The organism is Rothia nasimurium, from assembly GCF_042660305.1.
Classification (GTDB): domain Bacteria; phylum Actinomycetota; class Actinomycetes; order Actinomycetales; family Micrococcaceae; genus Rothia; species Rothia nasimurium.
The window spans coordinates 92,838-106,464 of the sequence record NZ_JBHSTW010000018.1 but is presented as its reverse complement, the minus strand read 5'-3'; the positions used below and the strand labels follow the sequence as shown (position 1 = coordinate 106,464).

The 13,627-nt window shown below is 62.7% G+C and carries 10 protein-coding genes; 6 read left to right on the top strand and 4 right to left on the bottom strand.

Annotated elements, in window-relative coordinates; all coding sequences use genetic code 11:
• Positions 1-121 precede the first annotated feature (121 nt).
• The 5 genes from ACFP6B_RS07380 (at position 122) to ACFP6B_RS07360 (ending at position 5,532) form a co-directional block, all read left to right on the top strand.
• The gene (locus ACFP6B_RS07380) at positions 122-1,600 is read left to right on the top strand and encodes a malate:quinone oxidoreductase (protein ID WP_377128803.1); all 1,479 of its coding nucleotides are present in this window, start codon (positions 122-124) and stop codon (positions 1,598-1,600) included.
• Between the two features lie 175 nt (positions 1,601-1,775).
• The gene (locus tag ACFP6B_RS07375) at positions 1,776-2,882 is read left to right on the top strand and encodes a YihY/virulence factor BrkB family protein (protein ID WP_377128800.1); all 1,107 of its coding nucleotides are present in this window, start codon (positions 1,776-1,778) and stop codon (positions 2,880-2,882) included.
• Between the two features lie 5 nt (positions 2,883-2,887).
• Complete coding sequence (locus ACFP6B_RS07370) at positions 2,888-3,721, top strand: alpha/beta hydrolase (RefSeq protein WP_377128797.1); 834 nt, start codon at positions 2,888-2,890, stop codon at positions 3,719-3,721.
• Positions 3,722-3,781: 60 nt separating this feature from the next.
• Positions 3,782-4,873 carry an S-(hydroxymethyl)mycothiol dehydrogenase gene (locus ACFP6B_RS07365; protein ID WP_377128794.1) on the top strand — a complete coding sequence of 364 codons (1,092 nt, stop codon included), beginning with the start codon at positions 3,782-3,784 and terminating at the stop codon, positions 4,871-4,873.
• Positions 4,874-4,884: 11 nt separating this feature from the next.
• Complete coding sequence (locus ACFP6B_RS07360) at positions 4,885-5,532, top strand: MBL fold metallo-hydrolase (RefSeq protein WP_377128791.1); 648 nt, start codon at positions 4,885-4,887, stop codon at positions 5,530-5,532.
• A gap of 93 nt (positions 5,533-5,625) precedes the next feature.
• On the opposite strand, the gene ACFP6B_RS07355 is transcribed toward ACFP6B_RS07360, so the two are convergent.
• The 3 genes from ACFP6B_RS07355 to ACFP6B_RS07345 are packed head-to-tail and all read right to left on the bottom strand — an operon-like array spanning position 5,626 to position 11,300.
• Positions 5,626-7,014 carry an MFS transporter gene (locus tag ACFP6B_RS07355; protein ID WP_377128788.1) on the bottom strand — a complete coding sequence of 463 codons (1,389 nt, stop codon included), beginning with the start codon at positions 7,012-7,014 and terminating at the stop codon, positions 5,626-5,628.
• Positions 7,011-10,154: an AAA family ATPase gene (locus ACFP6B_RS07350; protein ID WP_377128785.1), complete on the bottom strand. Its 3,144-nt coding sequence runs from the start codon at positions 10,152-10,154 to the stop codon at positions 7,011-7,013. The genes ACFP6B_RS07355 and ACFP6B_RS07350 overlap by 4 nt, the downstream gene beginning before the upstream one ends.
• Positions 10,155-11,300, bottom strand: a complete 1,146-nt coding sequence (locus tag ACFP6B_RS07345; RefSeq protein WP_377128782.1) for an exonuclease SbcCD subunit D — start codon at positions 11,298-11,300, stop codon at positions 10,155-10,157.
• 48 nt (positions 11,301-11,348) lie between these two features.
• On the opposite strand from ACFP6B_RS07345, the gene ACFP6B_RS07340 reads away from it, so the two are divergent.
• Entirely contained in the window at positions 11,349-12,494 is a 1,146-nt protein-coding gene (locus ACFP6B_RS07340; protein WP_377128779.1) for an ADP-ribosylglycohydrolase family protein, read from the top strand.
• A 231-nt stretch (positions 12,495-12,725) separates the two neighbouring features.
• On the opposite strand, the gene ACFP6B_RS07335 is transcribed toward ACFP6B_RS07340, so the two are convergent.
• Positions 12,726-13,607 (bottom strand): phosphotransferase, encoded by an 882-nt coding sequence (locus ACFP6B_RS07335; protein WP_237185885.1) that lies wholly within the window; start codon positions 13,605-13,607, stop codon positions 12,726-12,728.
• Positions 13,608-13,627: the final 20 nt, after the last annotated feature.

The window sequence follows — 13,627 nt, the reverse complement described above, 5'->3', positions numbered from 1 at the left end:
CGTGTTAGGTAGGTCGCTCTATCTGTACTACTCTAAAGAAGAGAACGGGGCCGAGCGGCTCCACCCCAGCCGGTGTCCAGCGTCGGGCACCACAGTCTTAGAGTGACGGAGTGTCAATCACGTGGCAAACGAAGTACAGACCGATGTCGTCCTAGTGGGCGGCGGTATCATGAGCGCAACCCTGGGCGTCCTACTCAAGGAAGTAGAGCCCACCTGGAATATCACCCTGCTGGAGCGTCTGGATCAGGTAGGCCAGGAGTCATCTAACCCCTGGAACAACGCTGGTACCGGCCACTCAGCGCTCTGCGAACTCAACTACGCCCCGGCAGGCCCCGACGGCACCGTAGACCCGGCCAAGGCACTGGGTATTAACGAGCAGTTCCAGGTTTCCCGCCAGCTCTGGGCCTCCCTGGTAGAAGAGGGCAAGATCAAGGACGCCAGCTTCATCAACCCCGTGCCCCACATGTCCCTGGTCTTCGGTGAAGACCACGTGCGCTACCTGGGCAAGCGTTTTGAGGCCTTCGAGAACCAGAAGCTCTTTGAGCGCATGAAGTTCTCAACCGATTTTGACCAGATTCGCCAGTGGGCCCCCCTGGCCGTTGAGGGCCGCGACCCCAACCAGAAGATTGCCGCCACCTGGTCACCCGAGGGTACCGACGTAGACTTCGGCAACCTCACCCAGCAGATGGTGGACTACCTGGTAGAACAGGGCGTCACCGTCCAGTACGGCCAGCAGGTCACCAACCTCGAGCAGCAGAGCGACGGCAGCTGGCTGGTCAAGGTTAAGAACCGCCTGAACTCCGAGCACAGCCAGACCATTCGCGCTAAATTCGTCTTCCTGGGTGCCGGTGGCGGTGCCCTCAACCTGCTGCAGAAGTCAGGTATTAAGGAAGGCAAGGGCTTCGGCGGTTTCCCCGTCTCGGGCCTCTTCTTCCGCAACACCAACGAAGAAACCGCTCTCAAGCACAATGCCAAGGTCTACGGCCAGGCTTCGGTGGGTGCTCCGCCCATGTCTGTGCCCCACCTCGACACCCGCTACGTGAACGGCAAGCGCTCCCTGCTCTTTGGCCCCTACGCTGGCTTTAAGACCAACTTCCTCAAGCAGGGCTCCCTGCTTGATTTGCCCCTCTCCCTGCGTCCGGATAACCTGGTCCCCATGATTCGCGCGGGCCTGGACAACGTGGATCTCACCAAGTACCTCATCGGTGAGCTGCTCAAGAACCGTGACGAGCGTGTAGCTTCTCTGCGCGAGTACTACCCCACCGCGGTAGCGGATGAGTGGGAGCTCATCACCGCCGGTCAGCGCGTGCAGGTTATCAAGAAGGACGCCAAGAAGGGCGGCGTGCTGCAGTTCGGCACCGAACTCATCGCTTCGGGCGACGGATCTATCGCGGCCCTGCTCGGTGCCTCCCCCGGCGCCTCAACTGCCGCCCCCATCATGCTGACCCTGCTGTCCCGCTGCTTCCCCTCCAAGATGAACCAGTGGGAACCCCGCATCAAGGAACTGGTACCCGGCTACGGCGTCAAGCTCAACGACAACCACGACCTAGCTGACGAGCTCTTTGCCCACACCGCCAAGGTGCTGGGTATCGACAACTAGCCCACCGGCGTCCGCCCACCACCGTGTGGGTCCCCTATCTAGTAGCTGCCCCGGCACCATGCGCCGGGGCAGCTTTTGTTGGTGAGGAGGCAGGGGCTCAGCTAACTCAAAGATTTATCATGCTACTGATAAGATGTTTACTGATTAAATCACCGCATGCCCAAAGGACGACACTATGGCTCTCGAAGAACAAACCATTAGCCGGGCCGTTACAGAGGACGCCCACAAAGAGGCTCCCAAGCCCGCCAAGCTCTCAGATATGAGCGGCTCTAGCTGGAAGTACATCTTCAAGCGCGCCCTGAGCGAATTCACCAACGACGGCTGCACCGACCTGGCTGCCGCCCTGACTTACTTCACGGTGCTCTCTATCTTCCCCGGCCTACTGGCCGTGGTCTCCCTGCTGGGTGTCTTTGGGCAGGGCCAGCAGACCACCAACGCGATTCTCAACTTCCTTGAAGACTACGCCCCGGCTGAAATGCTGACTCTTCTGGAAGAGCCCATCACCCAGCTCACCAGCTCAAACGCCGCAGGTCTGGCCCTGGTGACCGGTGTAGTCGGCGCCCTCTGGACTGCCTCGGGCTACATCGGCGCCTTTGGCCGCTCCATGAACAAGATCTACGGTGTAGTAGAGGGTCGCCCCATCTGGAAGCTGCGCCCCTTCAACCTGCTAGTCACCGCTGCCATGGTACTGATTGTTGTTGCCATGATGCTGGTACTGCTGTCCTCCGAGGACGTGCTAACCACCCTGCAAAACGCTGTACCCGCTATCGAACTCGGAGGCTTCATCGGCGTATGGATGTGGCTGCGCTACCCCATCATGCTGGTTCTGGCCGTTGTGCTCATTAGCCTGCTCTACTTCGCAACCCCCAACGTTAAGCAGCCCAAGTTCCGTTTCCTCACCCCCGGTGCCGCTATTGCCCTGGTCGTGATGGCTATTGCGGGTCTGGGCTTCACCTTCTACGTCTCGAACTTCGGCTCCTACAATGCCACCTACGGCCTAATCGGTGGCGTTATCGTGATGCTGCTGTTCATCTGGATCATGAACAATGTGCTGCTGCTCGGCGCCCAGATTGACGCTGAGATTCAGCGCGGCCGCGAGCTTCAGGCAGGCATCAAGGCCGAGGACGAGCTTCAGCTGCCCCCTCGCGATGACACCATGGCGATCAAGCTGCAGGAGAAGAAGGAGAACCTCATCGAAGAGGGCCGCAAGATTCGCCTGGCCCATAACGGTGTTGATTTCCAGCAGATGGCCGAGAAGCAGGAGAAGAAGGACTCCGAGTAGACGCTATGTGCGAGCCCTGTCTTTCGGTCGAGACTTACTGTGCCCCCGCTGCCGGGGCGGACGCTCCGCCCCGGCTTCTTGAGGGCCAGCAGGTGGTGGCGGTACATGGTTTTGCCTCCACGCCAGAGGTGACCTGGGAACGGACCGGTTGGGTGCGGCAGTTCCAGCGAGCAGGGGCAGATGTCCATCTGGTCACCCTGCCCTACCACTGGCTCGAAAAAACGGGGCACGAAGGAGCAGAAAGGTCTAGCGGGCAGATAGCCGTCACCTGGCAGCAAGAAGGGCTCGTGGCTTCCCTGGGCACAGCCCTTGCCCGGGCTCTGGCAGATGTAGATACACCGGTTCATCTGCTGGGCTATTCCCTGGGCGCCCGCATCTGCTGGCAGGTAGCGCTCAGCTCCCCGCACCTGGTACAGAGCCTGACACTCGGAGGCCTGCCCCTAGCAACCCACCTCGATGAGGTGCATTCCTATCTATCGGCGCCTTCCTCCGCCCCCGGCACCTGCCTGCCAGAGGGACTCCAGGCCGTCCTCGACGCCAGCCCCCTGCCCCGTGCTGCACTGGTTGCTTTTACAGCCCAACCGGTTGAACCTTTCACACCCAACAAGCTACCTACCTGCCCCACCCTCCTCTTTGTAGGCAGCGACGATACCCTAGCCACCGGGGTCCCTGCCCTTGCTGCTGCCCTGCCGCACCCGGCGTCCGCCTATCTGGAGCTAGCTGGCCGCGACCATATTAGTGCCCTGACCAGCGGGCAAGCCCGCCGGGCGTCCGCTGACTTCATGGCCCGTCATGCGGTCTCACGAGCTGGCAGCGAGCCGGACCACACGGTAGCGTAGAGGGTAGCAGCAGGTAGCTACCTGCCGATGTTTTTACCCTCCCGCTATCGAAGGAGCCCCATGCACAAGGTCAAGGCCGTCGTCTCTCTGGCCAAGGATCAGCCCGTTGAAGTTGTTACCATCAATGTGCCCAACCCCATCAAGGGCGAGGCCCTGGTGAAGGTGCTCACCTGCGGTGTCTGTCAGACCGACCACCACTACGTCCAGGGTGGGGTCGGCAACGACTACCCCTACCTGCTGGGCCACGAGTCAGCCGGCATCGTCGAGGCGGTGGGCGAGGGCGTCACTAACGTTGCCCCCGGCGACCTGGTCATTCTCAACTGGCGCGCTGTCTGCGGCGAGTGCCGGGCCTGTAAAAAGGGCAAGCCCCAGTACTGCTTCGCCACCCACAACGCCACCCAGAAGATGACCCTGGAAGATGGCACCGAGCTCTCCCCCGCTCTGGGTATCGGCTCCTTTGCCGAGAAGACCCTGGTGGCAGCTGGCCAGTGCACCAAGATTGATGCTGAGCTGACCGAAGATCAGTACGCCGCTATCGGTCTGCTGGGCTGCGGCGTCACCGCCGGTCTGGGCGCTGCGCTCAACACCGGTGAAGTAGCCCGCGGCGAGTCCGTTGCCGTCATCGGCTGCGGCGGCGTAGGTACCGCCGCTGTTGCCGGCGCAAAGCTGGGCGGGGCAACCACCATCATCGCCGTTGATATTGACGACGAAAAGCTGGCCCGAGCCAAGGAGCACGGCGCCACCCATGTGATCAACTCTAAAAACCAGGACCCGGTAGCCGCTATCAAGGAGCTCACCGACGGCTTCGGTGCCGACCTGGTCATTGACGCTGTGGGCGTTGAAGCCACCTTCAAGCAGGCCTTTGAGGCCCGTGACCTGGCCGGACGCGTCGTGCTGGTGGGCGTGCCCGCCCCCGGCACCACCTGGCAGGCTCCCCTCGATGAGGTCTTCGGGCGTGGCGGTTCCATCAAGTCAGCCTGGTACGGCGATACCCTGCCCTCCCGCGACTTCCCCATGTTCGTGCAGCACTACCAGCTGGGCAACCTCGACCTGGACGGCTTCGTCTCAGAACGCATCAGCCTTGACCAGGTCAACGAGGCTTTCGAAACCATGAAGACCGGTAAGGTGCTTCGCTCAGTCGTTGAGCTCTAGGAGTTATCACCATGACAGAACGCATTGAACGAGTTATCACCTCCGGCACCTTCTCCCTGGACGGCGGCACCTGGGAGGTCGATAACAATGTCTGGATTATCGGCAACGACACTTCCGTGGTCATCATCGACCCCGCCCACGACGTCGATAAGATTTCGGCCAAGGTTGCAGGGCGAACCGTGGAGAAAATCCTGCTGACCCACGCCCACGACGACCATATCCGCTCAGCCAAGGAAGCCGCCGACCGCTTCGACGCCCCGGTCTACCTCAACCCGGCAGACCGTCCGCTCTGGGAGATGGTCTACCCCTCCTGGGACTTCGACCAAAACCTGGCAGAGGGCGATACCATTACCGTCGGCTCCACCGAGCTGAACGTCCTGGCAACCCCGGGCCACTCCCCCGGCTCCGTCTGCTTCTACGCCCCCGCCCTCTCCTGGGAGAACTCAGAGGGCGTGCTCTTCTCGGGCGACACCCTCTTCAATGGAGGGCCCGGCGCCACCGGCCGCTCCTTCTCCAGCTTCGAGACCATCATCGAGTCAATCTCAACCAAGCTCTTAACCCTGCCCGAATCCACCGCTGTACTCACCGGCCACGGGGACTCCACCGGCATCGGCCTAGAAGCCCCCGAACTCGAAAACTGGATCAAGCGCGGCCACTAGCCGCGCGGGCGTCCGCTCCCTCAACCTATACCAAGGGGCCCTACCGTCAGCTGACGGTAGGGCCCCTTGTGCTTGGAGTGATGAGAGGACGCACTAGGGCAGCAGGGCTAGGCGCTCCTCGTAGGTGCGACGCCACAAGAACCCGTAGAGATGCCCCAGGCAGAAATAGATCGCAGCGGCGATGAGAGGAATAATCAGGGCAACCTGGTAGCTGTAGGAGCCACTCAAATCGGCTGCCCACACGAACCCCACCGCAATACCGCCCAGGGAACAGGCCTGCAGGGTAGAAAGAGCCAGGTCCAGGTTTTTACGCACCGAGAGGCTGGTGGCCACCGAGTCCATGGTCACCAGGCAAATACCGTAGGCAAGACCCACGCTGATCAGAGGAATCACCATACCCATAGCTGAGGTGGGCAGAGATAGAGTCATGGCGGTGAGGGTCAGGCACACCCCGCTCACCAGCCAGGCTCCCCACCCGAACATGGGCAGGCGCTCAAAGAGCACAAACAGGGCAGAGATAACCGCGCACAGACCGAGTAGGGCAATCAGGAAGCCGGTGACGCCTATCTGGTCGGTTGAAATGGCGTAGGCCACGATAGCTGCCTGGGTAGCGCCCAGGGACAGGCCCAAGCAGATGGTGCCTAGCTGGGGTATCCAGAGCAGGGAGCGGCTTACACCGCGCAGGGGCTTGCGGCGGTTGCCCCCGCTGACGTCCCGGGTCTCAACCGGCAGGTTTTCCGGGCGCCACAGTAGCATGAGTAGGCCTAGAACATCGAGCACAATCACCGCAAACAGGGCCGACTGGGCCGTCAAAAAGACCGTGGTCATACCGGCAATCACGGCCCCGGCAGGCAGGGCGATGACGTCGAACATGGTTTCAAGCGAAATGGACGCGTTGAGCTTACGGCGGTCCTTGGTGGTGAGGTACTCGGCGCTCCAGTAGCTTCGCATCATCGCCCCCAGCGGCACGGTGGTCACGCCCGTCACCGCACAGGCTGCGAGGAACCGGCCGATAGACCCGCTACTGGTCTCAGCAAAGCGCAGGGACTCTAACATCAGCCACATCAGGGCCAGAATATTGAGCACGGTAACAGCGAAGAAGATTCTTCGCTGGCCCCAGCGCTCAGAGATAGACCGGTAGACCGGCACCATGAGAGCCGCGCTCAACCCCACCGTACCGGCAGCGTACCCACCGAGGGTGGCCTCGTTATTCTGCACGGCCAGCATCATCATCACCGCCAGCATCACCATAGCCGCGGGTAGGCGCATGAGCAGGGAGAAGAAGAGGAAGCGCCAGCCGTGGGCCAGCAGCAGGTCACGAATACGGGTGCGGGCGTACTCGGTTGAAATACGCAGGCGAGTGACACTCTCCCGCAGGTTATTCCGCAAATCAGGGCTACTGGACCGCTGGCGGTCACGCCGGTAGCCCAACCCCGTACGGGGAGAAGAGCTGCGATTCTTGGGGTTACGGTGGGGGCTCACGCTGCTCCTGCATCTGCGACTAGGGAAGATCCCTGGGGCGAGCTGGTAAGGACGATGTGCTTGTTAATGCGGTTCTTCATCTCGGTCACGTGCGAAATCAGGCCAATGACTCGCCCGCGCTCGCGGAGTGAGTCGATGGTGGTCATGACCTCTTCAAGGGTCTCATCATCGAGAGAGCCAAAGCCTTCGTCAACGAAGAGGGTGTCGATGTCGATACCGCCGTTGGCCTGCTGCACAACGTCAGCAAGACCCAGTGCCAGGGCCAGGGAGGCCATGAAGGTTTCACCTCCCGAGAGGCTTTCGGGGCGGCGGCTGGCGTTATGCCAGGCATCGAAGATATCGATAGCCAGGCCGGATTTCTTGTTGCGTCCCTCTGCCCGGTCGGTGTGTTCCAGGCGGTAGCGGCCGTGGGTCATTTTTTCGAGGTGCTCGCTGGCTGCCTCGGCAACCTCAGCGAGCTGGTAGGCCAGCACGTAGGACGTCAGCGTCATGTGCAGGCGGTTATCGCTGCCGGGTGCCGCCGTGGCGGTCGCTGCGAGTTCATGTTTGAGGTGGGCGTCTTCGAGTAGCAGGCGGCTCTTTTCTAGGGTTGCTTCGAGTAGGCTCAGCACCTCGTGCAGCTCCTCGCGGGCACCGGTCAGGCGGGTGGCATGGCTAATGAAGCTATCGCGCTGGGCGCTGAGCTGGGCGATAGCTGCCTTGAGCTGGGCTAGCTGTTCGGGGGCAGGGGGTTGGCCGCCGTCCGCCTGGAGCTGGGCGATAGCTGCCAGGACGGGGCTAGTGAGCTGGGCTGTGACCGCCAGAGTGCGGTCGCGATGGATGGTGATCTGCTGCTCTAGCTGGCCGACCTGGGCCTTGGTGAGTAGCTGGGCTTTTACCTGCTGGGCGTCCTTGAGCTGGGCTTCTTGTAGGGCGATTCTCAGTTCTTCCTGGGCGGACGCCTGGGCTTGGGCCTGCCGTTCCCGATCGGCGTAGGCGGCAATCAGGGTGGGCAGCTGTCTGGCTAGCCGGTTGAGAGTGGCGATGCGGTCGGCGAAGCCGGGGCCCTGTCGGTGGGGGGCCAGCTCGGCTTCAAGGCTTTCTCGCTGAGCGGTGAGCTGGTGCAGTTTGGCTTCTTCGCTTGTGTGCTGGCGTTCGGCTTCGGCCAGGTCTGCCCGGCTGGTCTCAAGAGTTTCTTCGGCGGTGGCGATGCGCTGGGCAAGGGCTTTGCGGTGGGCGACCTCAGCCTGGGCCTGGTTGAGGCTCTCCTGAGCAGAGGTCAGGGCTGCCCGGGCTTCTTCGGGTTCGGGGGTTCCCTGCTCTACCAGCTGGTCGAGGGTGCTCTGGGCTGCGCTCAGGGCGGCGAGCGCCTGCTGGGCTTTTGCTTCTGCCGCGTCGCGCTGGTGCTTGGCGCGGGTGAGGGCTTCTTCTGTGACGGGTGGGGTGTTTTGGTCGTAGCTGGCGGGAGCCGGGTGGTCTGTGGAGCCGCAGACGCTACAGGGTTGGCCTTCGGTGAGGGCTTCGGCCAGGATCTGGGCGGCTGAGTCAAAGCGCTGGCGCTGCAGGGTTTCGGCCTGGGCGGACGCCTTTCGTCGGCTTTCTTCGGCTACTTGGGAGGCCCGCTGGGAGGCTTCTAGACTGGTGCGGGCCTGGGTGAGGCGGTCGGCGGCGGTGACCCGGTCGCGGGCCTGGGCCAGCAGGGCGCGGGCAGCTTCTTCACGGGCGGTAGCCTGCTCGGTTTTCTCGTAGTCCTGGCGCTGCTGGGTGAGGCTCTGCTGGGCTTCTGCCAGGGCCTGGGTGAGCTGGGTGCGGCGGGTGGTCAGGCCCTGGAGGTTGCTGGTACTGGCCTGTGCCTGAGCGGCCAGGTTGGCGATGTCTTTTTCTGCCTGCTGGTAGCGGGTGAGCTGGTCGATGTGGGCGCTGGTGAGTTCGCTCAGCTGCTGGCTGGTCGCGTCGGTGAGGGTGGTTTCGAGGGCGTCCTGGGCTTGCGTGAGTAGGTCGTATTCGAGGGCGGTTTCGGTGAGGTTTTCCCGGGCGGACGCCAGGAGCGTACGGGTGCTACCCAGGTGGGTTTCTGCCCGCTCTACTGCCTGCTGATAGGCGGTTGCTGCCTGTTCAGCCGCTGTTACCCGAGGCAGAATCTCGGCAGCTACCCGGTGCTCTTCGAGGCGGGTGCGGCTGGCAGCTATCTGGCTCTCCTCGTTTGCCAGGATTTCCTGTTCCTGGGTGAGCTTGAGATAGGTGGCCCAGTCTTTTTGCAGCTGGGCGGTTTCGGTGTGCTCGTTTGCCAGTGTTTCGAGGTCGTGGGCAGTTTTGTCCCGCCGCTCTTCTAGACTCTGAATGAGATCTGCTAGCTGGCTGAGTACCTGGCGCAGGTGGTCGGGAAGATCCGCTACAGCGGCGGGCGCGGAGTCTTCAGAAGCGGAAGAGCTTTCGGTGCTTTCGTTTACCTCTTGCCCCAGGGCCCGTTGTGCCTGGTCGGCCCGGGCTGCCTGCTCGGCACGTTCTGCCCGCTGCTCTAGCACCCGCAGATCCTGCTGGGCGGCCTCGGCTGCCGCGGCGGCGTCCTTAGCGTATCTGTGGAGCAGATCCTGTACCTTTTCAAAGTCCTCGGTGCCAAAGAGTTGCTTGAGCAGCTGCTCCCGCTCCCCGGAGGTAGCGACCAGGAAACGCTGGAACTGCCCCTGGGGCAGCAGCATGACCTGGTTAAACTGTTGGGCGTTGAGGCCCAGTACAGAGAGCATGAAATCACCGGCGTCTTTGTGGCGGGTGATGGCCGGGTCGGGTTCCCAGCTGCCGGTGGTAGCGTCGAACTTCTCGATCAGGGTCTTGGCCTGTTCGGTGATGGTGCCCTGACCGCGTTTCTTGGGGCGCTCGTAGGCCGGGCTGCGATCGATACGGTAGCGGTCGGTTCCGATAGTGCAGTCGAGGATGACGCGGGGCTGCACGTGAGGCTCAGCGAAGCGGGATTTGAGGTCGGTTCGCCCCGATGAGGTGGTGCCGTAGAGGGCAAAGCAGATAGCGTCGAGGATGGATGATTTGCCTGAGCCGGTCGGGCCGTTGAGCAAGAAGATTCCCTCGCGGTTGAGGTCATCGAAGTCTAGGGTTATGGTGCCCGGGAAGGGGCCGTAGGCGGTGAGTTCTAGTCGGTGGATTCGCATTTAGTCGCTCGCTCCCCTGGTGCGTGCCTGGTCGAGGACGTCGGTCAGGTAGGTGGTTTCGGCTTCGTTGAGGGCTCTGCCGCGGACGTGGTCGTAGAAGGACTCACAGATAGCCTGCACGCTCTGGGGCTGGCGGGTGCGGCGGTAGCTGTGCTCTTGGCTTCTCTCAGCGCCTTCGGGGGCGAAGAAAAGTTCCTGGACATGCTCGTAGTGGGCTTTGAGCCTATCGAGGGCAGCGGCTGGGCGCTCAGCGTCGGTCAGGGTAATACTGACAAAAGCCCGGCCGTAGGCCGCCACGGTGCTTTCGGCAAGCACCTCGTCGAGAGTGCCTTTGAGGGTTTTGAGCACAAGGTGGGTCTGCCAGGTATGTTCGTTCACCTCAATAGCGCCGTCAGGGGCTACATCGATGATCCAGGCCCCCTTACGGTGGTTTTGCTCGCTGAAAGAATAGGCCAACAGAGAGCCGGAATACCTGACGGTATCGGCAACCTTCTGCTGCCCGTGCAGATGCCCCAGGGCTGTATAGCTGGCAGCGGCAAAAGTGCTCACCGGCACCTGCTGTACCCCGCCCACCGAGATATCGCGTTCTGACTCTGAAGGCTCTGAACCCGTGGCAAAGCAGTGGGCAAGAACCACCGTGGCGGCAACCTGGCGGGTGGCGGCGTCCTCTTCTACCCTCCTCATAGCTTCAGCCAGCACGCTCGCGTGGCTGGCCTCGGTGCCCCAGCGGGCAGCAATCGGGCGCGGCTCTAGGTAGGGTATGCCGTAAAAGGCCACCTCAACGCCCCCGGCGGACAGCAGGACGGGCTGGCCCACCTGGGTTTGCGAGGTCACCAGGTGCACACCCGCAACACTCAGCAAAGAAGAGCCAAAGCCCAGGCGAATAGCCGAGTCATGATTACCACTAGTTGCTACCACCTGCGCCCCGGCCTGCACCAGGCGGGTCAGGGTACGGTCAAAAAGTTGCACGGTCTCGGTGCGGGGCTGGGCCTGATCATAGACGTCCCCGCTGATCAGCACCACGTCAATACCCTGTTCCTGAACCAGGTTCACCAGCTCATCGAGCAGCTGCTCGGCATAGGAGTGCAGGGAGGTACCGTGAAAGGTGCGGCCCAGGTGCCAGTCTGAGGTGTGCAAGATACGCATACCACCAGTTTAGTGGTCCCGCTCTTACCCCGCTTTAGAATAGGGAGCATGACGTCTGTTTTTCCTGCCCCCGATGCCCTCTCCCCCGCCTACCGGTCGGCCCTGCGTGGCTCCCTGCTGGGTACCGCCCTGGGGGATGCCCTGGGCTACCCCCTAGAGACCAGCACCGCAGACCAGATTACTGAGCGCTGGGGTGGGCGTACAGGAGCCGACCTTATCGCGGCTATCGCCCGGGAACCCCTGCTGGTTTCAGACGACACCCAGCTCACCCTGGCAACCCTCGACGGGCTCACCGAGGTACTGGAGTGGAACAACGAGGGCCAGGCAGCCGACGAGCTGGCCTGCATCTGGCTAGCCTACCTGCGCTGGTACACCGGCACCGGCCACCCGGTACCCGAGACCGCCCCCTATTCTCTCCCCCGCCCCCTCGATGCGCTTCAGGTGATGCGCCAGCAGCGGGGCCCGGGCAAGGCCACCCTGGCAGCCCTTGCCACAGGGGAAATGCAGTTTATCTCTAAGAACATCAACCCGCAGGCCCTGGGCACCGGGGCGCTCATGCGCTCTGCCCCCTTCGGTTACCTGCCGGTGGCCGATGACGCTACCGTCATCAAGCTATCCGCCCACGCCGCGGCCCTCACCCACGGCCACCCCGAGGCCGTCATCTCGGCAAGCGCCTATGCCCTGCTCATTCGCTACCTGCTGGGTAGCGCCAGCCAGGGCGCCGGGCAGGCTCCCCGCCCCGATGTGCTTGAAGCCTGCACCCAGCAGGTGCTGAACTGGCTAGGTACGGTGGAAAAAAGCCAGGCCCTACCCGGCGATGCCGCACTCACCCGCACGGCGCTGGGCACCGCCGTCCGCCTGGCTCAGCACGAGGCGCAGGTGGCGGACACCCGCCCCCACTTCGGCAAACTCCTGGTAGCCCCCGATGTGCTCAGCTACGCCCTCTTCTTAGCTCTGCGGGCAGAGACGGACGTCGCTACAGGGAAGCTGAACCAGCAGCAGGCAGTGAGTGAGGCCCTGGGCGCGGCAATTGCTGTCACTGGCGATTCAGATTCAATCGGGGCTCTGGTCGGCTCCCTGCTCGGAGCGCTCTGGGGCGACACTGCTTTCCCGGCAGACCTCGCCCCTGCTACCGACGCCGCCGATGCCCTGACCCTGGTTGAGGCAGCCTGGTTTAAACAGCTTGGGGTGTAAAGACTTCCGTTCAGGAGCAAGGGCAGGCAGGCTCACGCTGGATGAAGCCCAGCAGATTCCGAGCGCGCGAGGAAAATAATCTGCGGGCGCAATAGGCATAAGCCTGACCCTCACGCCCCGCCTGACGGCGGATTCCGTTCGCTCTTATGTGCTCGCGCGCTCGCACCCGCTCACTTCATCCCAGCCAGCAGTTTCGCTGTGAGCCTGCCTGCCCTTCTGTCCCTAGAGTGTCTAAGCTGCAAGCACCTCGGTGCGGTGGTCCAGGTACCATTCGTCGGCGCGTTCCACGGCCAGGCGTTGGATAGCTCCGCCCATGCCGTTGCGCATGGTGTAGGCCAGGGACTGCAGCGGTAGCAGGCGGGCCACTATTTTGGCGCGTTCCAGCTGGGTATCATCCAGTGCCTTGGCCAGGGAATCCCAGCCGTAGAAGTTACCCAGGGCGGCGTGGTCAACGGCTGCGTCCCCTACCGAGGCGTGGTCCCAGTCGATAACGCCGACCAGTTTGTCGCCGTTCCAGAGAATATTGTGGCCGGCGAGGTCGCCGTGGACGAGAACCGGCGAGGCCGGTTCCAGAGCCAGTACCCGATCTATGGCTGCGTGAGCTACCTTCTGGGCGCCGGTGAGCAACTGAGGTACGACCTGCTCGCGCAGGAGCACCTCCCAGTTATCGCGTCCGCCCCAGTGCTCGTGCACCATGTCAAGGTAGGGCCCGTAGCCGCTGAAATCTACCGAGTGGATAGCTTTGACCAGGGTGGCAAGCTGCTTGGGCGGGGCCGAACCCTGCAGGCGAGGCTCCCCCTTAATCCAGGTTAGCCCTACAGCGGTGAAGCCGTTCCGGGTGATAACCCGGGTGATAGGCCGGGGTACCGCAAAGGGAAGGTCCTGGGGTAGCCGCCGCAGGATCTCGGTGCGGCGGGCTACCAGGTGCCCGGTCTGCTGGGTTTTGGCGATACGCACACTCAGCTCCGCCCCCATGTTGACGATGATGTGGGCAGAGCCGGTGGTCCGGATGTCCCAGCGGTCGCGGGGAATGTTCAAACCGGCTTGCTCCATCACCGCCGTGACCACGGGAAGAGCCTTCATCTGTTCAATGAGTGTAAGGTGCGCTGCCATAGGGTACCTCGTACAGGATT